At 45.1% G+C, this 20545-nt stretch carries 23 protein-coding genes and 1 tRNA gene; 19 read left to right on the forward strand and 5 right to left on the reverse strand.

The genetic code is table 11. The features are described 5' to 3' along the window. The coding region (locus A142_RS16320; RefSeq protein WP_019822359.1) for a transketolase family protein at positions 1-1170 on the reverse strand (1170 nt) is incomplete at its 3' end. 357 nt (positions 1171-1527) lie between these two features. Here A142_RS16320 and metK point away from each other — a divergent pair. From metK to ruvX, 8 genes are all read left to right on the forward strand, one after another. Then, positions 1528-2682, forward strand: coding sequence for a methionine adenosyltransferase (gene metK, locus A142_RS16325; protein ID WP_017062234.1), 1155 nt, complete (start codon positions 1528-1530; stop codon positions 2680-2682). 368 nt (positions 2683-3050) lie between these two features. After that, entirely contained in the window at positions 3051-3848 is a 798-nt protein-coding gene (locus tag A142_RS16330) for a DUF2189 domain-containing protein (protein WP_017069586.1), read from the forward strand. Between the two features lie 80 nt (positions 3849-3928). After that, complete coding sequence (locus A142_RS16335; RefSeq protein ID WP_019822362.1) at positions 3929-4429, forward strand: SprT family zinc-dependent metalloprotease; 501 nt, start codon at positions 3929-3931, stop codon at positions 4427-4429. Between the two features lie 96 nt (positions 4430-4525). Continuing rightward, entirely contained in the window at positions 4526-5257 is a 732-nt protein-coding gene (locus tag A142_RS16340) for an endonuclease (RefSeq protein WP_019822364.1), read from the forward strand. Between the two features lie 152 nt (positions 5258-5409). Continuing rightward, the gene (gene rsmE, locus A142_RS16345; protein ID WP_019822366.1) at positions 5410-6141 is read left to right on the forward strand and encodes a 16S rRNA (uracil(1498)-N(3))-methyltransferase; all 732 of its coding nucleotides are present in this window, start codon (positions 5410-5412) and stop codon (positions 6139-6141) included. 9 nt (positions 6142-6150) lie between these two features. Next, positions 6151-7101 carry a glutathione synthase gene (gene gshB, locus A142_RS16350; RefSeq protein WP_019822368.1) on the forward strand — a complete coding sequence of 317 codons (951 nt, stop codon included), beginning with the start codon at positions 6151-6153 and terminating at the stop codon, positions 7099-7101. 104 nt (positions 7102-7205) lie between these two features. Then, the gene (locus A142_RS16355; protein WP_019822370.1) at positions 7206-7769 is read left to right on the forward strand and encodes a YqgE/AlgH family protein; all 564 of its coding nucleotides are present in this window, start codon (positions 7206-7208) and stop codon (positions 7767-7769) included. A 60-nt stretch (positions 7770-7829) separates the two neighbouring features. Continuing rightward, a complete protein-coding gene (gene ruvX / locus A142_RS16360; protein ID WP_019822372.1) occupies positions 7830-8252 on the forward strand; it encodes a Holliday junction resolvase RuvX in 423 nt (140 codons plus the stop codon). A 311-nt stretch (positions 8253-8563) separates the two neighbouring features. On the opposite strand, the gene A142_RS16365 is transcribed toward ruvX, so the two are convergent. Both A142_RS16365 and A142_RS16370 read right to left on the reverse strand, forming a co-directional pair. Then, positions 8564-9673, reverse strand: coding sequence for a PilT/PilU family type 4a pilus ATPase (locus A142_RS16365; protein ID WP_019822374.1), 1110 nt, complete (start codon positions 9671-9673; stop codon positions 8564-8566). Between the two features lie 14 nt (positions 9674-9687). Then, positions 9688-10725, reverse strand: a complete 1038-nt coding sequence (locus tag A142_RS16370) for a type IV pilus twitching motility protein PilT (RefSeq protein WP_019822376.1) — start codon at positions 10723-10725, stop codon at positions 9688-9690. A 26-nt stretch (positions 10726-10751) separates the two neighbouring features. Between A142_RS16370 and A142_RS16375 the strand changes: the two genes are divergently transcribed. The 7 genes from A142_RS16375 to hemW all read left to right on the forward strand — a co-directional run bounded on the left by A142_RS16375 (position 10752) and on the right by hemW (position 15608). Next, on the forward strand, positions 10752-11456 hold the full coding sequence (locus A142_RS16375; RefSeq protein ID WP_019822378.1) for a YggS family pyridoxal phosphate-dependent enzyme: 705 nt from the start codon (positions 10752-10754) through the stop codon (positions 11454-11456). Positions 11457-11540: 84 nt separating this feature from the next. Continuing rightward, positions 11541-12359, forward strand: coding sequence for a pyrroline-5-carboxylate reductase (gene proC, locus A142_RS16380; RefSeq protein WP_017077774.1), 819 nt, complete (start codon positions 11541-11543; stop codon positions 12357-12359). Positions 12360-12435: 76 nt separating this feature from the next. Then, positions 12436-12993 (forward strand): YggT family protein, encoded by a 558-nt coding sequence (locus A142_RS16385; protein ID WP_019822381.1) that lies wholly within the window; start codon positions 12436-12438, stop codon positions 12991-12993. 29 nt (positions 12994-13022) lie between these two features. Further along, positions 13023-13313 (forward strand): DUF167 family protein YggU, encoded by a 291-nt coding sequence (gene yggU / locus A142_RS16390; RefSeq protein ID WP_019822383.1) that lies wholly within the window; start codon positions 13023-13025, stop codon positions 13311-13313. A 28-nt stretch (positions 13314-13341) separates the two neighbouring features. Next, a complete protein-coding gene (locus A142_RS16395) occupies positions 13342-13773 on the forward strand; it encodes a DUF4426 domain-containing protein (protein ID WP_016768173.1) in 432 nt (143 codons plus the stop codon). Between the two features lie 48 nt (positions 13774-13821). Then, positions 13822-14421 (forward strand): XTP/dITP diphosphatase, encoded by a 600-nt coding sequence (locus A142_RS16400; protein ID WP_019822386.1) that lies wholly within the window; start codon positions 13822-13824, stop codon positions 14419-14421. After that, entirely contained in the window at positions 14421-15608 is a 1188-nt protein-coding gene (hemW, locus tag A142_RS16405) for a radical SAM family heme chaperone HemW (protein WP_019822388.1), read from the forward strand. Before A142_RS16400 ends, hemW begins: the two co-directional genes overlap by 1 nt. 116 nt (positions 15609-15724) lie before the next feature. On the opposite strand, the gene glsB is transcribed toward hemW, so the two are convergent. Continuing rightward, on the reverse strand, positions 15725-16645 hold the full coding sequence (gene glsB / locus A142_RS16410; protein ID WP_019822390.1) for a glutaminase B: 921 nt from the start codon (positions 16643-16645) through the stop codon (positions 15725-15727). A gap of 187 nt (positions 16646-16832) precedes the next feature. Further along, on the reverse strand, positions 16833-17552 hold the full coding sequence (gene trmB, locus A142_RS16415; RefSeq protein WP_004735468.1) for a tRNA (guanosine(46)-N7)-methyltransferase TrmB: 720 nt from the start codon (positions 17550-17552) through the stop codon (positions 16833-16835). Between the two features lie 165 nt (positions 17553-17717). Between trmB and mutY the strand changes: the two genes are divergently transcribed. The 4 genes from mutY (at position 17718) to A142_RS16435 (ending at position 20462) form a co-directional block, all read left to right on the forward strand. After that, positions 17718-18779 carry an A/G-specific adenine glycosylase gene (gene mutY, locus A142_RS16420; RefSeq protein WP_019822392.1) on the forward strand — a complete coding sequence of 354 codons (1062 nt, stop codon included), beginning with the start codon at positions 17718-17720 and terminating at the stop codon, positions 18777-18779. A 28-nt stretch (positions 18780-18807) separates the two neighbouring features. After that, complete coding sequence (locus tag A142_RS16425) at positions 18808-19080, forward strand: oxidative damage protection protein (protein WP_004735465.1); 273 nt, start codon at positions 18808-18810, stop codon at positions 19078-19080. A gap of 69 nt (positions 19081-19149) precedes the next feature. Next, entirely contained in the window at positions 19150-20283 is a 1134-nt protein-coding gene (gene mltC / locus A142_RS16430; RefSeq protein ID WP_019822393.1) for a membrane-bound lytic murein transglycosylase MltC, read from the forward strand. Between the two features lie 103 nt (positions 20284-20386). Continuing rightward, positions 20387-20462, forward strand: a tRNA-Phe gene (locus A142_RS16435). Positions 20463-20545: the final 83 nt, after the last annotated feature.

Below are 20545 nucleotides of genomic sequence, written 5' to 3' on the forward strand. Positions count from 1 at the left end.
AGACCACATAGTCAGGTTAGAAGGCGCAAGATCAGCAGAGCCGCCCATGAATTCAGGTAGCATAGCACCGAACGCTTCTAGAGCATTTTGAGATGCTTTACGTGATGCGATGTTTGCTGGGTTAGCTTGAAGATCAGCGATGATTGCCGATGCTTTCTCTTCCCACTCAGCTGGTAGGTCACCGTTTACGCGGCGTTTGAATTCAGCTGCCAGCTCAGGGTATGCTGCTTCATAAGCTGCAAGTTTCTCGTTCCACGCTGCTTCCTTAGTTGCGCCTGCTTCTTTCGCATCCCACTCTGAGTAAACTTCCGACGGAATTTCAAAAGGACCGTGCTCCCAACCTAATTCTTTACGTGTTGCTGCAATTTCTTCAGCGCCTAGTGGTGCACCGTGACAGTCGTGCGTACCTGCTTTGTTTGGAGAACCAAAGCCAATTACTGTTTTAGTACAGATTAGAGTAGGGCGAGGGTCTGCTTTAGCCGCTTCAATCGCTGCGTTGATAGCGTCAGAGTCGTGGCCATCTACCGCTGGGATTACGTGCCAGCCGTAAGCTTCGAAACGCTTAGGTGTATCGTCAGAGAACCAACCTTCAACTTCACCATCGATAGAGATACCGTTGTCATCCCAGAAAGCAACCAGCTTACCAAGACCAAGCGTACCTGCTAGAGAACATGCTTCGTGTGAGATACCTTCCATCAGACAGCCATCACCCATGAATGCATAAGTGTAGTGGTCTACGATGTCGTGGCCTTCTTTGTTGAACTGAGCAGCAAGCGCTTTCTCAGCCATTGCCATACCAACAGCGTTAGTGATGCCTTGACCTAGAGGACCAGTCGTTGTCTCGATACCAGGAGCGTAACCGTACTCTGGGTGACCTGGAGTCTTAGAGTGCAGTTGACGGAAGTTTTTCAGGTCTTCAATTGAAAGCTCGTAACCTGCAAGGTGAAGCAGAGAGTAAATCAACATTGAACCATGGCCGTTAGACAAGATAAAACGGTCGCGGTCAGCCCACTCTGGGTTTGCTGGGTTGTGGTTCAAGTGGCCACGCCAAAGAACTTCAGCGATGTCAGCCATACCCATAGGTGCGCCTGGGTGGCCTGAATTTGCTTGTTGAACACCGTCCATGCTAAGTGCGCGGATTGCATTGGCTAGATCTTTACGAGAAGGCATGTCTGCTCCTGAGTACATAAGCGATTTAAAAAAGAGATAATTGCTAAAGTTTTCATTTTTATTAGCGCGGGTATTCTCTCAAACGACTATTGCGACTGCAAACGTTTTACTGGCATTTTAACGGTCATTTTTCGCAATTTTCGAACATTTACATCACTTGGCAGTGGCTTATCTCAATCGATACGCAAACGATTAGTTATGACATATCATAAAAAAGAGCTTGTAATTCGACCGTTGGAATTTAGAATAGCCGTCTAGATGTAGAAACACCTACAAAATATACTGTATTTAATGGCGGCGCTTCCTAGCTTGCGACGCCATAAACTATTTACACCAAAAACTAAAAGTGGAGCTCTCATGGCTAAGCACCTATTCACTTCTGAATCTGTTTCAGAAGGCCATCCAGATAAAATTGCAGACCAAATCTCTGATGCTGTTCTTGATGCCATCTTGGAACAAGATCCAAAAGCACGTGTTGCTTGTGAGACTTACGTTAAAACCGGCATGGTTATGGTTGGCGGTGAAGTAACAACGTCTGCATGGGTTGATATCGAAGAAATCACTCGTGAAACAGTACGTGAAATTGGTTACGTTCATTCTGATATGGGCTTTGACGCTGACTCTTGTGCTGTTCTAAACACAATTGGTAAGCAATCTCCAGACATCAACCAAGGTGTTGATAAAGAAGATCCTAAAGAGCAAGGCGCAGGCGACCAAGGTATCATGTTTGGTTACGCGACTAACGAAACACCAATCCTAATGCCGGCTCCAATTACTTACTCTCACCTTCTTGTTAAAAAGCAAGCTGAAGTACGTAAGAGCGGTAAACTTGACTTCCTTCGCCCAGATGCGAAATCTCAAGTTACGTTCCAATACGACCAAGGTAAGATCGTTGGTATCGACGCTGTTGTTCTTTCGACTCAACACTGCGACTCAGTAACAACACCTGACCTACGTGAAGCAGTAATGGAAGAGATCATCAAGCCAGTACTTCCTGCTGAGTGGATCAACAAAGACACTAACTTCTTCATCAACCCAACAGGCCGTTTCGTAATCGGTGGCCCAATGGGTGACTGTGGTCTAACAGGTCGTAAGATCATCGTTGATACCTACGGCGGCGCAGCTCGTCACGGCGGCGGTGCATTCTCTGGTAAAGATCCATCAAAAGTAGACCGTTCTGCAGCTTATGCGGCTCGTTACGTTGCGAAAAACATCGTTGCTGCTGGCATGGCTGACCGTTGTGAGATTCAACTGTCTTACGCTATCGGTGTTGCTGATCCAACATCTATCATGGTTGAAACGTTTGGTACTGAAAAAGTAGCTCACGAAATTATCATTGAAGCAGTTCGTCAAAACTTCGACCTACGTCCATACGGTCTTCAAGAGATGTTGAACCTTCTTCAGCCTATCTACAAGCAGACTGCTGCATACGGCCACTTCGGTCGTGAAGAGTTCCCTTGGGAAGCGACTGACAAAGCAGCAATCCTTGCGGACTTCGCTGGCCTAAAATAATTTAGCCACTGCGATTTGTTTCTTTAAAGCCCTTACTTCTTAGTAAGGGCTTTATTTTTATGTACTTACCTTACTTTCACTCGCCATTCTCTTATATAACGCCCTTCTTTACCGTTAACCACTTAGTATAAAAAGCCGCTGATAATTTGTGTTTTCTAACACTACTGACAATAGTTAAGGTAACTCCTAAGCGATCAAGCTCACATTTAACTTAAATTAATTCAGTCTGATAACGTTCGTTAAATGCACGCTAGAACAAAAACTGGGATGACAAAGAGCAATTTAGCTCAACCCCATAACTCTCACACAAGCCACATCGATGAGCCTTATGGAATTATAACTAGGACGTTATTTAACTAGGGGGATCTATGCCTCGTACCGCGCACCCATCCGAACTAAACGATAAAAAACACAAGGTCAGCGATAAGGATTACGCTCGCACCATTCCTTGTAACCAAATCAGTATTTCCGCACCCTTTCATTGGTTGTCGCTTGCTCTGCATGACTTAGTAAGAATGCCATTAATCAGCGCATTCTACGGTTTGTGCTTCATGGGAGCGGCAATTGCCATTGTTCAGCTTGTCCAATGGCAAGGAACACACTTGGTCGTGATGCCAAGCCTGATCGTGTACATGCTAATAGGGCCGTTTCTTGCCTTAGGCTTATATGACGCAGCTTGGGAAAGAGAAAAAGGCCACAACGCCAGTCTGCTGCATTCGATGAAAGCCATCACTCGTAACTCAACCCACCAATGGGCTTTTGCGATCGTATTGATGGTTGCGATGATATTCTGGATGCGTATCGCTGCGTTATTGCACGCGCTCTACCCTTCAGTGCAAGGCGCACCACTGGCTGAGTTCGCTCCCTTCTTAATTACGGGTTCTGTGATTGGTTTTGTTATCGCAAGCCTCATATTTAGCATCTCAGCATTTTCAATTCCGTTAATGATGGAGAGACGCGTCGATGTGATGAGTGCGATTTTCACTAGCTTTAATGCCGTGAAATCGAACATCCCTGCGATGGTGGTATGGGCGAGTATTATTTGTGCCGGTATTCTGGTGGGCTTTGCTACCTACGGCATAGGAATGATCGTCACCATGCCACTACTTGGCTATGGTACATGGCATGCTTATCACGAGATCATCAAGAAGAATCACCATCTATAAATAATCGCCATATTAACGAGCAATGTTATGATGAGGCCTTAGCTAAAACGCTGAGGCCTTTTATTTGGAGTTAACAACGTTTGTCTTACACCCCGCAACAACATCGAGCAAATAAGAAACTGGCCGAGTGCCTAGCTATCGCAAATCAACATTTCTCTCGTGATTTTCCGCACCCCATTATCACCTTCAAGTTAAGAGGCAAAGCGGCGGGAAAGGCCTATCTTCAGCTCAACGAAATTAAGCTCAACCACGTACTATTCGCTGAAAATGAAGATGCCTTCATCAACGAGGTTGTGCCACATGAACTCGCACACCTGATCACGCATCAGGTTTTCGGACGTGTTAGGCCTCACGGAAACGAGTGGAAATACGTGATGGAAAAAGTATTCAACGTGCCAGCCAGAACAACTCACAGCTTTGAAATCGCGTCAGTTCAAGGGAAAACCTTTGAATATCGATGTGAGTGCACCACTTACCCATTATCAATCAGACGACACAACAAAGTACTTCGGAATCAATCGAACTACCGCTGCCAATTGTGCCAGCAAACCTTAGCTTTCACGGGAATTCAACTAAGCTAGTGACAGGTTGATTTACTCGGTAGAACAAATCTAATAGAGAGATCTAACATTTGAGTGCTAGACTGATGTTTATCATACTTTTATCAGTCTTTTTCTATGCAAAAACTCACCTTCAAAGCATTTGGCCTACCTGTATTTTTTTACTTAACAATAGTATTTGGCCTACTGGTAACCCAAAGCGTTCTCGCCGCACCACCGAGCTCATTTTCCAAAGCAAAAAGAGAAGCGGTGAAGATTTACCTCGACCATCCGACTTCATTTTATTGCGGCTGTGACATTACATGGAAGGACAAAAAGAAAGGCATTCCCGACCTTGATGGCTGTGGCTATCAAGTCCGAAAACAACAAAAGCGGGCGAGTCGAATTGAGTGGGAACACGTGGTTCCAGCTTGGCAATTTGGCCACCAGCGTCAGTGTTGGCAAGATGGTGGGCGCAAGAACTGCACTCGCAATGACAAAATATTCAAATCCATGGAAGCCGACCTTCACAACCTAACTCCGGCCATTGGCGAGGTTAACGGTGATCGCTCCAACTACAACTTCAGTCAGTGGAATGGCATGGATGGTGTGAGCTATGGTCAGTGTGAAATGCAGGTCAACTTCAAGCAGCGTAAAGTTATGCCGCCAGACAGAGCAAAAGGCTCTATCGCACGTACTTACCTTTACATGAGCCAAGAGTATGGTTTCAAACTATCTAAGCAACAAACCAACCTAATGATGGCGTGGAACAAGCAATTTCCTGTCGACAAGTGGGAATGTACTCGTGATGAGCGAATCTATGCCATCCAAGGTAATCACAACCCATTTGTTTACCCTGCTTGTAAATAACGTCACTCGTACAATCAACATTCCAGCTATCTCAAACAAGAGTTTCAGAATTGCCCTTGAAACTCTTGCTCTACCCTTGTTTTTTCAACTAAAAGCATCCATGTTAGGCAGAGACAAAATACCCAAATGAACATATTTATAGGTTTACCAGCATGAGAATCCCTCGTATCCATCACCCAGAACGCATTCATCAGTTAGGTTCACTCGCTTTAGGCGAAGATGCCGCGGGTCATGTTGGTCGTGTCCTCCGCATGAAAGAAGGCCAAGATGTTCTTCTATTTGATGGCAGTGGCGCTGAATTCCCTGCGACGATAGCTGAAGTATCAAAGAAGAATGTCACCGTTAATGTTACTGAACGCATCGAGCGCAGCAGCGAATCTCCATTAGACTTACATTTAGGCCAGGTGATTTCACGTGGCGACAAAATGGAGTTCACGATTCAGAAATCGGTAGAGCTTGGTGTGAACACCATTACCCCTCTAATTTCAGAGCGCTGCGGCGTTAAGCTTGATACAAAACGCTTCGAGAAAAAACTCGCACAGTGGCAAAAGATTGCTATCGCGGCGTGTGAACAGTGTGGTCGTAATACCGTTCCTGTGATTCGCCCAATCATGCAGCTTGAAGAGTGGTGTAGCGAACCAAGCGAAGCACTAAAGCTAAACCTACACCCTCGCGCAAAGTACTCAATTAACACCCTTCCAGAACCTATCAGCAAGGTGCGCCTATTGATTGGCCCTGAAGGTGGACTGTCCGCTGAAGAAATAGGCATGACAGAACAATATAAATTTGAAGAGACGCTACTCGGCCCACGTGTACTTCGTACCGAGACAGCAGCTCTAACTGCAATTACTGCCTTACAAGTCCGTTTTGGCGATCTAGGCTAGGAGAAAAAAATGATCAAACTTGGCATCGTAATGGATCCAATTTCATCCATTAACATCAAAAAAGACTCTAGCTTTGCCATGATGCTTGAAGCTCAGCGTCGTGGTTACGAAATCCATTACATGGAAATGGATGATCTACACTTAGATCAAGGCGTAGCCATTGCTGACACTAAGGTTGTAGAACTCAAAGAAGATCCAAACGGTTGGTACGAATTCAAGTCAGAACAGACAATCGCGCTATCTGATTTAGATGCAGTATTGATGCGTAAAGATCCTCCGTTTGATACTGAATACATTTACGCGACTTACATTCTTGAGCGTGCTGAAGAGAACGGCGCCCTGATCGTAAACAAACCACAAAGCCTACGTGATTGTAACGAGAAGTTGTTCACGGCTTGGTTCCCAGAACTAACCCCGACAACCATCGTGACTCGTAAAGCGGAAAAGATTAAAGAATTCCGCGAGAAGCACGGTGATGTGATCCTTAAACCACTTGATGGTATGGGTGGTGCGTCAATATTCCGCGTGAAGGAAGGCGATCCAAACGTATCGGTGATCATTGAAACGCTGACGAACCACGGTCAAAACTACGCAATGGCACAGACTTTTGTTCCTGACATCAGCAATGGTGACAAGCGTATTCTTGTGGTTGACGGTGAGCCAATGCCTTACTGCCTAGCTCGTATTCCTGCTAAAGGGGAAACACGCGGTAACCTAGCAGCCGGCGGTACGGGTGAAGCTCGTCCGTTAAGTGAAACAGATTGGGCTATCGCACGAGCAGTCGCTCCTTCACTAAAAGAAAAAGGCTTAATCTTTGTAGGACTTGATGTTATCGGTGACAAGCTGACAGAAATTAACGTAACTAGCCCTACTTGTATCCGTGAAATTGAAGCTGCTTTTGATATTTCGGTAACAGGTAAATTAATGGACGCAATCGAGCGTCGCGTTAACGCTAAATAGCCTAAACTAAAGAAAGCCTTAGCTATTCGCAAATGGCACAGAATCAATGAGCGGCTTCACGCCGCTCTTTTTCCTTTACTGGGAACACACTGGCAGGAGGCTCTATGAATTTAACGAACCACTTTCTGGTTGCTATGCCCGGAATGAAAGACCCCTACTTTCAAAATTCGGTAATTTACCTTTGTGAACACAACGACGAAGGTGCGATGGGTTTAATGATCAACGCCCCTATCGATGTCACTGTCGGCAGCATGCTTAAACAAGTTGAGGTTGATTCTGAACAGCCGAAGTCCAATCAAGCAAGTCTTGATAAGCCAGTATTGAACGGTGGACCGGTCGCAGAAGACCGTGGGTTTATTTTACACAAACCTAAAGGCAGTTATCAATCCAGCATCAACATGACAGACCAAATCTCGGTGACGACCTCAAAAGATATCTTGATGGTGCTGGGCACAGAAGATGAGCCGATGAATTATTTAGTCGCACTTGGGTATGCAGGGTGGGAACCGGGACAACTGGAAAACGAACTGACCGAGAACTCATGGTTAACCGTTGAAGCCGATCCGAAGGTCATCTTCGATACACCGATTTCTGACCGCTGGAAAGTCGCCGTGCAGATGTTAGGCATTAATGCGGCTCAGCTTTCAGCAGACGCTGGTCACGCCTAGTTCAGATCAGCGAAATAAAATAAACAGACACTCTCAAACACAGATAAATTTGGAAACCCCATGTCACGAACAATTATGGCATTTGACTACGGTACAAAAAGTATCGGCAGTGCGATAGGACAAGAAGTCACGGGCACAGCAAGCCCTCTAAAAGCTTTTAAAGCCAAAGATGGCATCCCAAATTGGGACGATATCGAAAAGCAAATTAAGGAGTGGCAGCCGAACCTTATTGTGGTTGGCCTTCCTACCGACCTTCATGGTAAAGACTTAGCTACCATCACACCTAGAGCAAAGAAGTTCGCTAACCGTCTTAAAGGACGTTTTGGTGTCGATGTTGAACTACATGATGAAAGACTCTCGACCACAGAAGCAAGGTCCGAACTTTTTGAAATGGGCGGCTATAAAGCATTAAGCAAGGGCAATGTCGATAACCAGTCTGCAGTCGTCATTTTAGAGAGCTGGTTTGAAGCGCAATATTGTTAATAAGAAATTAATCACTAAATACTGAAAGTATTTTTTGAACCTATACTAATTATACGACGTAATGTCTAACACATTAGTAATTGGATAAGTGAGAATGATTATGAAAATTTTTTTAGTAATCTTCGTAGCTCTAGTAATATCAGCATGCAGTTCGTCAAGCTCTAATAATGCAGGTTATATGAACCATACTTCGACTGACGCAGGCGTAATCAATGAGCCTAAGAACAAGAAGCGTTGATAATACAGACGCAGTCGAACGATGAATATGTGAACGCCTGATTTTAACCTAGAATTAAACTAGGAGTTTTTTATCACCCCATGTCTATCTTCACTCCAGCCAAAGCCCCAGTTCCGTAGTCGTCATCACCACGCCTAGTTTTGAGCATTAAGCGCAAGTCATTAGCAGAATCGGCGCTGTGGAACGCGTCCTCTTCACTGATCTTGCCCGCTATCACTAAATCATACAAAGCTTGGTCAAAAGTCTGCATACCAATTTCTTTCGATTTAGCCATGGTTGCTTTCAGTTCGTGCAGTTCACCACGACGAATCAAGTCGGACACACGAGGGCTATTCAGCAGAATCTCGAATACACCATGACGCCCGCTGCCATTCTTGTCGCGAATAAGTTGCTGAGCGACGACACCACGTAGGTTCATCGACAAATCAAACAAAAACTGTTCTTTCTGCTCTTTCGGCACCAAGTGGAGAATACGTTCTAACGCTTGGTTAGCGTTATTGGCGTGCAAGGTTGCCATACACAAGTGACCCGTTTCAGCAAAAGTCATCGCGTATTCCATGGTCTCACGGCTACGGATTTCGCCAATCAAGATCATGTCTGGGGCTTGGCGTAACGAGTTCTTAAGCGCAACTTCATAGCTCTCGGTGTCGAGTCCAACCTCACGTTGCGTCACGATGCATTTCTTATGTTCGTGGACGAACTCAATCGGATCTTCAACTGTTAAAATATGCCCTGATCGATTGGTGTTACGATAGCCTGTCATTGCAGCCATTGAGGTCGATTTACCAGAGCCAGTCGCCCCAACCACCAGCACAAGTCCGCGCTTAGCAATTGACAGGTCTTGCAATACATCAGGAAGCTTTAGTTGCTCAAAGGTTGGGATGTTAGTCTCGATACGTCGAATGACCGCTCCAGGCAGCTCTCGCTGAAAGAATGCACTGACACGAAAACGACCAAAGTCACGCACAATCGCAAAATTAGCCTCACGCGTTTGCTGATATTCATCACGTCGGTCTTGTTCCATCATCGCATCAAGTAATTGAGCAACCTGAGCCGCATTCAGCTTCTCTCCTTGGGGGCATAATTCACCATCCACACGAAACAGGATTGGCGCATCGACAGTGATATAAAGATCCGATGCCTTTTGAGACAGCATCCCTTCAAGAATTTGATTCAATTCCATTTTGTTTACCTTGATTAAAACATTGAGGTTTCAATTTCGATCTTTCTCTCGACCTCTTCCGAATCAACCAGGCCTTGAGCCATCAGCTGCTTCGCATTTTGCTCCATGGTCTGCATACCATGTGCTGCGCCCGTTTGAATGATCGAATACATCTGCGCGACCTTGTCTTCACGAATCAAGTTTCTAATAGCAGGTGTCGCCATCATGATTTCATGACAAGCCACACGACCACCACCAACACGCTTTAGCAGCTTCTGGGCTATCACCGAGCGCAGTGATTCAGACAACATCGAACGAACCATATCTTTATCGCTACCTGGGAACACATCGATAATACGGTCGATCGTTTTAGCCGCAGAACTAGTATGCAGAGTACCAAACACTAAATGACCCGTTTCTGCTGCGGTTAGCGCTAAACTGATCGTCTCTTGATCACGAAGCTCACCAACAAGAATCACGTCCGGGTCTTCACGTAACGCACTGCGCAGTGCCGCTTTAAAACTGTGAGTATCACGGTGAACTTCACGCTGGTTGACTAAGCATTTATTATTGGTGTGAACGAATTCAATCGGGTCTTCAATCGTCAGGATATGCTTATTGTGGTTGCGATTTACGTAATCAACCATCGCAGCAAGAGTCGTTGATTTACCAGAGCCAGTTGGACCAGTAACGAGCACTAAGCCTTTTTCGTAGTTAGCAATCCTTTCGAAGATCTCAGGTGCACCTAACTGATCTAAAGTCGGGATTTCGACAGGAATAGTTCGAAAGACAGCAGAGCAGCCACGAGCTTGGTTAAACGCATTAACACGGAAGCGACCAACATTGGGTAATTCAAAAGAGAAGTCGACTTCCAATTTTTCTTCAAACTCGCCGCGCTGTGAATCGCTCATGATCTCAAAAACCAAACGATGCACATCAGTATGACTCAAAGCTGGGATTCCAAGCTTCCTTACTTCACCATCTATACGTACCATTGGAGATACACCCGCAGAAAGATGTAGATCTGACGCGTTATGCTTTACACTAAAATCTAGTAACTCAGTGATATCCATTTATTTTCCCTTAAGTAAAGTCAGCTATGAGTAGTATTCAACAAAATATCGAACAAATCACCTCACAGATTCGTAGTGCTGAGCAAAAGTGCGGACGAGCTCCAGAGTCCGTGCAACTTTTAGCCGTCAGCAAAACGAAACCTATTGATGCGATTCTAGAAGCCGCACTCGGAGGCCAAGTTGCCTTTGGTGAAAACTATGTTCAAGAAGGTGTAGATAAAGTAAAACACTTTTCAGAACAACATTCTAACCTAAATTTAGAGTGGCATTTTATTGGTCCAATTCAATCCAATAAAACCCGCCCAATCGCGGAAAGCTTCCAATGGGTGCATTCCGTCGATCGCGATAAGATCGCACAAAGACTTAGTGATCAACGACCAAGCGAACTTCCACCTTTGCAAGTTTTGATTCAGGTAAACACCAGTGGTGAAGAATCCAAGTCTGGAACGTCAGAAGAAACAGTTTTTGCACTCGCGGAGTTGATTTCGTCGCTTCCTAACCTCACCTTAAGAGGATTGATGTCGATTCCTGCAAACGTATCTGACTATCAATCTCAGCTTAATGCATTTTCTCAACTGGCGGAGCTTAAAGACAAGCTAGCCGCAAAGTATCCAAACATAGATACCCTTTCGATGGGTATGAGTGGTGATATGGATGCAGCAGTTGAGGCTGGCAGCACAATGGTTCGTATTGGAACGGCTATCTTCGGTGCTCGTAATTACGCGAAATAGCAAATAGTTAGCGACCAAAAGTCGATGATAAGTATTGATATCGCTTCGCTTTAACTGCGCAGCGACACGCTCAGGATTTTATATATGGAACATAAGAACATCGCCTTTATTGGGGCGGGAAATATGGTTCGCTCGATTGTAGCGGGCTTAGTGGCGAGTGGTTACCCAGCGCAAAAGATTACGGCCACAGCGCCTTCAGACACCAGAAGGCTGCCGTTAGAGCAAGAGTACGGCATCAATACCACCAGCGATAATATTGCCGCAGCAGAGCAAGCAGACGTTGTTGTGTTATCCGTGAAGCCACAAATGATGGCTGATGTATGCAAACCCTTACAAGATATCGACTTCAGCAACAAACTGGTTATCTCAATTGCCGCGGGTATTAATGCGAATCGACTCAATGAGATGTTAAACTGCCAGCTGAACCTTGTTCGTGTGATGCCAAACACGCCATCACTACTTGGTAAAGGGATGAGCGGCCTTTATGCTGACTCAACGGTTAGTCAGGGCGATAAAGAGTTCGCTTCTCAACTAATGCAAGCCGTAGGTGAGGTAAGCTGGGTTGAACAAGAGTCTGGCATCAACAATATCATTGCGGCGGCGGGGAGTGCTCCGGCTTACTTCTTCCTGTTTATGGAAGCGATGCAAGCTGAAGCAATTAACCAAGGTTTTGACCAAGAAACCGCTCGTAAATTAGTGCAGCAGTCTGCATTAGGCGCGGCAGAGATGGTGGTAGCGAATCCAAATACTGAATTATCTACACTGCGTGAACAAGTGACTTCAAAAGGCGGCACGACCGCAGAAGCACTGCGCACGTTTAACGACCATCAACTATCAGACATCGTAGCCAAAGCCATGCAAGCGGCAGTCGCTCGAGCTGAAGAGATGGAAAAACTGTTTTAATACTCGTTACAGTACAAAAGCATTATGTCGTTCGGGTTATACCTAAGCGGCAAGTAAATCCGAAAAAGGAAACAATATGAATTCGATGAGCTTTCTGATCTCGACCGTTTTTGATCTTTACATCATGGTTGTGATCTTGCGTATCTGGCTACAAGCATCACGTGCAGATTTCTACAACCCGTTCTCACAATTTATCGTAAAAGCGACACAACCGGTTGTAGCCCCACTACGCCGAGTGATTCCATCAATCGGCAGCCTTGACCTTGCGACTGTTGTTTTCGCTTATGTACTGTGTGTACTTAAGTTCGTCGCTCTAAGCTTGATTATCTCTGGCGGTGCGGCTGTATTTGATATCAGCTTCCTGATCTTTGGCGCCCTTTCTCTGCTCAAAGCGGCGGGAGGTTTAATTTTCTGGGTTCTACTAATCCGTGCAATCCTGAGCTGGGTTAGCCAAGGCCGAAGCCCAATCGAGTACGTGTTCCATCAACTGACTGAACCAATGTTAATGCCTATTCGCCGTATCCTTCCTGACATGGGTGGTTTCGATCTAAGCGTACTGGTTTTGTTTATTGTACTGCAGTTTGCAAACTTCCTAATGGGCGACATGATCGGCCCTATTTGGTATCAGCTATAATTCAAGTACGAACATCAGGTACTTTGACGATGCCAAAAGCCGTTTGGGCCGAGGAGGACGATATTCTTCTTAGGCTTTATATCCAACCCAAAGCAAGCCGCGATAAAATCGTTGGCCTGCACGGCGAAGAACTAAAAATTGCCATTACCTCACCACCGGTTGATGGCAAAGCCAATGCCCACTTAGCGAAATACCTTGCGAAACAGTTTAAGGTCGCTAAAGGGCAAATTAAGATAGAAAAGGGAGAACTCGGTCGGCATAAGCAAGTTCGAATATGCTCGCCAAGTCAAATCCCAACTGAAGTCAAAGCCATCCTATGATGGCTTTTTGCTATTTATTGGAGTCACTATGCGTCTATGGATTACAGCACTACTCACCGCTCTTGTTGCCCTACCAAGCTCAGCAGGACAATTTAAAAACATCAAGGATGTCGAGGTTCACTACTCGGCTTTTAACTCGACATTTTTAACGGCTCAAGTCGCTAAGCAATACAAGCTTAAGCGAAATGGCTACTCTGCGATTCTAAACATCAGCGTGTTAGACAAAGCTTCCCTTGGCAAGCCAGCAACAACGGCTAAAATCACGGGAACAGCGAAGAACCTTGTAGGCAACACTCGCACGCTTAACTTCCGCGAAATAAAGGAAGGTGATGCGATTTATTACCTAGCTGAGTTCCCTGTAACACACGAAGAAAACATCACTTTTAATATCGATGTTAACGCAGGTTTGAAAGGCACTGGTCCACTGCGATTCACACAAAAATTCTATATAGAAGAGTAGGTTCAGCCGTCACTTTTCTGTTCACTAACTTATTAGAGCCACATCCCCATGAGTAAGATTGTTTTAGCCACAGGCAACCAAGGTAAAGTTCGCGAGATGGCAGATATTCTGTCTGAGTTTGGTTTTGACGTTGTCGCACAAAGTGAGTTTAATGTTTCAGAAGTCGCTGAAACAGGAACAACTTTCATTGAAAATGCCATCATCAAGGCTCGCCATGCTGCGAAAGAGACAGGGCTGCCAGCGATCGCTGACGATTCTGGCTTAGAAGTTGATTACCTTAATGGTGCACCCGGTATCTACTCAGCGCGTTACTCTGGTGAAGGGGCGACGGATAAGCAAAACATTGAAAAGCTGCTTGATGCCATGCAAGGTGTGGAAACTGAAAAGCGTACTGCTCGTTTCCACTGTGTGTTGGTGCTAATGCGTCACGAAAACGATCCAACACCATTGGTGTGTCACGGTAAATGGGAAGGTCGCATTCTGACGGAAGAGCACGGTGAGAATGGCTTTGGCTACGATCCTGTATTCTTTGTACCAGAAGATAACTGCGCATCTGCTGAGCTAGAATCTACACGTAAAAAGCAGCTTTCACACCGCGGTAAAGCCCTTGCTTCTCTATTCGAAGCAATCAAGGAGCAAGCTCTGTAATGCACGATACAGCGCTTATACCACCAGCACTTAGCCTCTATGTACACATCCCATGGTGTGTACAAAAGTGTCCGTATTGTGATTTCAACTCACACGCTCTGAAAGCCGAGATTCCTGAAAAAGAGTACATCGATGCGCTACTTGAGGATCTCGATACCGATATCGAAAAATACCAACTCAATGGCGCACCTCGTCCACTGCACTCAATCTTTATTGGTGGTGGTACTCCGAGCCTATTCTCTCCTGAAGGGATAGGTCGATTACTCCAAGGCATTGAACAACGTATCCCGTTCAAACAAGAAATCGAAATCACCATGGAAGCCAACCCAGGCACCATTGAAGCTGAACGTTTTGCAGGTTACCAAAAGGCAGGGGTGAGTCGAATCTCGGTTGGTGTGCAAAGCTTTGAGCAAGAGAAGCTAGAAAGACTTGGGCGTATCCATGGTCAAGATGAAGCTGTAAATGCAGCTCACTTAGCACATAAGATCGGATTGAATAGTTTCAACTTAGATCTTATGCACGGCTTGCCGGATCAAAGCATAGATCAAGCATTAGCTGATCTAGACAAAGCGATTGAGCTTAACCCTCCACATTTATCTTGGTATCAGCTAACAATAGAACCTAACACCATGTTCTATTACAAAACGCCAAAGCTGCCTGACGATGATGATCTTTGGGATATTTTCGACTTAGGTCATAAGAGACTCGCAGACGCAGGCTATGTGCAGTACGAAATTTCAGGCTACAGTAAGCCCGGCTATCAATGTCAGCATAACCTTAACTATTGGCGCTTCGGTGACTACCTAGGTATCGGCTGTGGCTCTCATGGCAAGCTAAGCTTTGCTGATGGGCGCATTGTTCGCACCACAAAGGTTAAGCACCCTAGAGGCTACCTAGCAGCGTATCAGAATATGGTGAAACCGTACCTATCCGATGAGTTTGAAGTGCCGAATGAAGACCGCCCTTTTGAGTTCTTTATGAACCGCTTTAGATTAATGGAAGCCTGTCCAAAGCAAGATTTCATCGATACAACGGGGCTTGGTTTTGACTCAATTCAAGAGACGATCAAATGGGCTAAAGAGCTAGGTTACTTGAATGAAACCGACACTCACTGGCAGATCACTGAAAAAGGGAAGCTATTCCTCAACGATTTGCTGGAAGCCTTTATGGCTGAAGAAGACGAATAAATTCGGGAAGTATTGTGTAAGGGTTGGCTTTAGGATCAACCCTTTTGTTTTATAGCTCCTCTCGGAGCGAAGCGTTCTATAGGACGAAGTCCGTGCTCGCATCTCGCATCTTTCTTCTAAAAAATAGAACGACCAATTCGCTCTGAAAGCAGCTCTAGCGCCTTAGTACCAGCAAGTGAGTTACCAGAAGGATCCAACTCTGGAGACCACACAGCGATGGTCATCTCACCCGGAACGATGGCAATAATACCGCCACCCACACCCGATTTTCCTGGCATACCTACACGATAAGCAAATTCCCCCGCCCCATCGTATAAACCACATGTCGCGAGTAGAGCATTCAACTGCTTGGTTTGAACTGGCGTGATGATCTCTTTCTTGGTCTGAACTGAGACACCTTTGTTTGCCAAATAGCTAAAGGTTTTCGCCAAATCCACACAAGTCATTTTAAGCGCACAGGCATGAAAGTAGTTGTTCAGAACAGGGATAACATCGTTTTCAAAGTTACCAAATGAACGCATCAAGTAAGCGATAGCCGCATTGCGATCGCTGTGCATCATTTCTGAAGCCGCTACTATCTTGTCGTACACGATATGAGTATCACCCGACAACTGGCGCACAAACTCTAACAAGTGATGTCTCGGTGCTGACAGGCGGCTTTGTAATAGATCTGCTACGACAATAGCACCCGCATTGATAAACGGGTTGCGGGGAATCCCCTGCTCCATCTCAAGCTGAATCATCGAGTTAAAGGCTTGACCAGAAGGCTCTTTACCAACGCGTTGCCAAATCTCTTCAGGCTTGTATAGCACCATAGCTAACGTAAGACTCAAGGCTTTAGAGATAGATTGCACAGAAAATGCTTCTTCAGCATCGCCTGCTTTAATCACCTCACCTTCGTTTGTGTATACCGCAATCGCCAGTTTCTGGTTCGATACGCGAGCCAGTGCAGGGATATAATCAGCGACCTTTCCCTGTCCAATTAAAGGACGAACTTCGTCTAAGATCTCGGCCAAAATAGCTTGAGTTGGTTTCATGTGCGCTTACTTCTATATTGTTATTTTTGTAGGGGTGTAACGTTACTTTCTGTCCTTAAGCCTTTATAGCAATAAAAGCCTAAGGACAAAAAAGCCAACATTACAATAATGTTGGCTTTAATCAATCCCATAAAGTGTAGGGGTTAAATCCTAAGTCGGACTGCCCTTCACTTAATTTGATTCGGAGTTACTTAGTACGTTTGAACTTAATGTCCCAAACACCATGACCTAAGCGGTGGCCACGAGCTTCAAACTTAGTTAGTGGGCGCTCATCCGGACGAGGAATGTAATCACCATCTTCAGCGATATTCTCGAAGCCTGGAGCGACGTTCATCACTTCAATCATGTGCTCTGCGTAGTTTTCCCAGTCTGTTGCCATGTGGAAAATACCAGTATCAAGTTGAAGCTTACCGCGAACCATTTCTGCAAACTCAGCCTTAACGATACGACGTTTGTGGTGACGAGCTTTGTGCCATGGGTCAGGGAAGAACAGTTGCAGTGTATGCAGGCTGCTATCTGGAATCATGTGTTCAAATACTTCTACTGCATCGTGACACATTACACGCAGGTTAGTTACGCCAGCATCACGCGCTGTACCTAAACAAGCACCAACACCTGGGCTGTGAACTTCAATACCTAAGAAGTTTTTCTCAGGTGCGTTCTTTGCCATTTCAACCAGTGATGCACCCATACCGAAGCCAATCTCTAGTACAACTGGGTTATCGTTGCCAAATACTTCTTTCCAGTTAAGAAGCTCTGGGTTGTAGTCGATACCCATTGTTGGCCAACATTCATTCATCGCGTTCTCTTGGCCTTTTGTTAAGCGGCCTTCGCGGCGAACAAAACTACGGATCTTACGAACCAGTTTGCCGTCTTCAGTATATTCGTTAGTGGTCACTTCACTCATTGATTTTTGCCTGCACATTGATTAATCAAAGCGGGGATTATCCAAAGAATTGCCTTCGGTGCAAGTCTTTCCGTGGATAAATTCCCACACAATTTGTCTGTTTTACATCCAACGTTAAGTGTGGTGCAATTTCACTTCTAATAATAGCAAAGCATAGAGCATGTCGTGACTCCTTTCGCAACCGCCATATTAAAGTGGTATGACGCCTACGGGCGTAAAGAATTACCTTGGCAACAAAACAAAACCGCCTACACCGTTTGGCTATCTGAAATCATGCTTCAGCAAACTCAGGTTGCTACGGTGATTCCATACTACCAACGCTTCTTAGAACGATTTCCAACGGTTATCGACCTAGCGAACGCCGAACAAGATGAGGTACTCCACTTATGGACAGGGCTTGGTTATTACGCACGAGCTCGCAATCTACATAAAGCAGCCAAGATCGTTGCTGAGCAATACGGTGGTGAATTCCCGCTTTCTATCGAAGAGATGAACGCGCTACCGGGGATTGGTCGCTCGACTGCTGCTGCAGTGTTGTCTTCGGTTCATAAGCTTCCTCATGCGATTCTTGATGGTAATGTAAAACGAACGCTAGCGAGAAGTTTTGCCGTTGAAGGTTGGTCGGGGCAAAAGAAAGTCGAGAACCTGCTTTGGAAACATGCCGAAGCACATACTCCGAACAAAGATGTCGATAAGTACAACCAAGCAATGATGGACATGGGTGCGATGGTTTGTACCCGTAGCAAGCCTAAGTGCACCTTGTGCCCGATTGAAAGCATGTGTGAGGCCAAGAAGCTCGATAAACAGCTCGACTTCCCAGGTAAAAAGCCTAAGAAAGAAAAGCCAGTAAAAGAAACATGGTTTGTGATTCTGTATCACGATAACCAAGTGTGGCTCGAACAGCGCCCTCAATCTGGTATCTGGGGCGGATTGTTTTGTTTCCCTCAAAATGAAAACGCAGAGATCGAACATCAACTAGATCTTCGCTCGATCAAAGACACTCAAACCAATTCGATCAAGACCATGATTGCGTTTAGACATACTTTCAGCCACTACCACTTAGATATCACGCCAGTATTGGTGAAATTAGATAAACAACCAGATTTGATAATGGAAGGGACTAAAGGTCTCTGGTATAACTTATCAAAACCGGAAGAAATTGGCCTAGCCGCTCCTGTGAAGCAGCTTATTGAGAGCCTACCCTTTGAACTGAACGACGACGTTTGAATCAACGAACGCGATAAGAGGAACCACTATGAGCCGCACTGTATTTTGTGCTCGCCTTCAAAAAGATGCTGAAGGCCTAGATTTTCAACTTTACCCAGGTGACTTAGGTAAGCGTATCTTTGACAACATCTCTAAAGAAGCTTGGGGGCAATGGCAAAGCAAGCAAACCATGCTTATCAATGAGAAGAAGCTAAATATGATGGATCCTGAACATCGTAAACTTCTTGAAACTGAGATGGTTAACTTCCTTTTCGAAGGTAAAGATGTCGTTATTGATGGCTACACTCCACCAAGCGAATAAGACATTTATTTAAGCAAATTTTAATGACATCATGGTTAACGCTGCGATGTCATTTTTGTATGAGGAACTATGAAAAAGCTAAGTTACTTCCTAACAGCCATGTTGTTAACTGGCTGCAGTCGTGAATTTGTCGAAAGCATTTATGATGTTAATTACGAACCAACCAACCGATTTGTCAGTAATTTAGCGGAGCTACCCGGTCAATTTGAAAAAGACACTGGGGCGTTAGACTCTTTAATTAATAGCTTTTCTGGCAATATCCAAAAACGTTGGGGCAGCAGTGAAGTAAAGATGGCGGGCAAGAGTAACTATGTGAAATATATAGATAACTACCTAAGCCGCTCCGAAGTAAACTTTAGCGAAGGCCTCATAACAGTAGAAACAGTCTCCTCGACTGAACCTAAAAAGCACCTCAAAAACGCAATCATGACAACGCTTTTGACGCCAGATGATCCGGCGCATGTCGACCTATTCTCTTCCAAGAGCATCAAATTAGAAGGCAGGCCTTTCCTCTATAACCAAGTTGTAGACCAAGAAAAAAAGCCTATCCAATGGACTTGGCGTGCTAACCAGTTCGCGGATTACCTGATCGCCAATAACCTAAAAACCAAAGAAGTCGACTTTAAAAAAGCCTATTACGTTGAAATCCCAATGGTGGCCGATCACGCCAGTCAACGTAGTTATCAATATGCCGATATCGTTCGACGAGCATCTCAGCGTTACGACATCCCTGAAGACTTGATCTACGCGATTATCAAAACAGAGAGTAGTTTCAACCCCTACGCGGTGAGCTGGGCGAATGCATACGGTCTTATGCAGGTGGTGCCTAAAACCGCTGGTCGAGATGTGTTTAAGCTAGTAAAGAACAAGCCTGGAGAGCCAAGTCCTGAGTATTTATTCAATCCAGAAAACAACATTGATGCTGGCACCGCATACTTTTACATACTCAAAAATCGTTATTTAAAAGATGTAAAACACCCGACAACGCTCGAGTACAGCATGATTTCAGCATACAACGGCGGCACGGGTGGCGTACTCAATACCTTCAGTAAGGACAGAAAGCGAGCAATGCGAGACTTAAACTCGCTGCAACCTAGCCAAGCGTACTGGGCACTTACTAAAAAGCACCCAAACAAAGAGTCGCGCCGATACTTAGAAAAAGTAACAAAATTCAAGAAAGATTTTAACCAAGGTAAAACGTAAGCCTCACTTTTGAATAAAAAAACAACTAACGAACGTTTTTTTTAATTATTTTCAAAAAAGGTGTTGACGGTTATGCAGAAAATCCGTTTAATAGCGCTCCGTTGCCCGGATAGCTCAGTCGGTAGAGCAGAGGATTGAAAATCCTCGTGTCGGTGGTTCGATTCCGCCTCCGGGCACCACAATTTATTTGTTGGTGTCCTAGACAACAACAGTAAAGCACAAAGAAATATTATGTGCCGACTTAGCTCAGTAGGTAGAGCAA

Origin of the sequence: Vibrio splendidus 12E03, assembly GCF_000272105.2 — a bacterium.
Taxonomy (GTDB): domain Bacteria; phylum Pseudomonadota; class Gammaproteobacteria; order Enterobacterales; family Vibrionaceae; genus Vibrio; species Vibrio splendidus_I.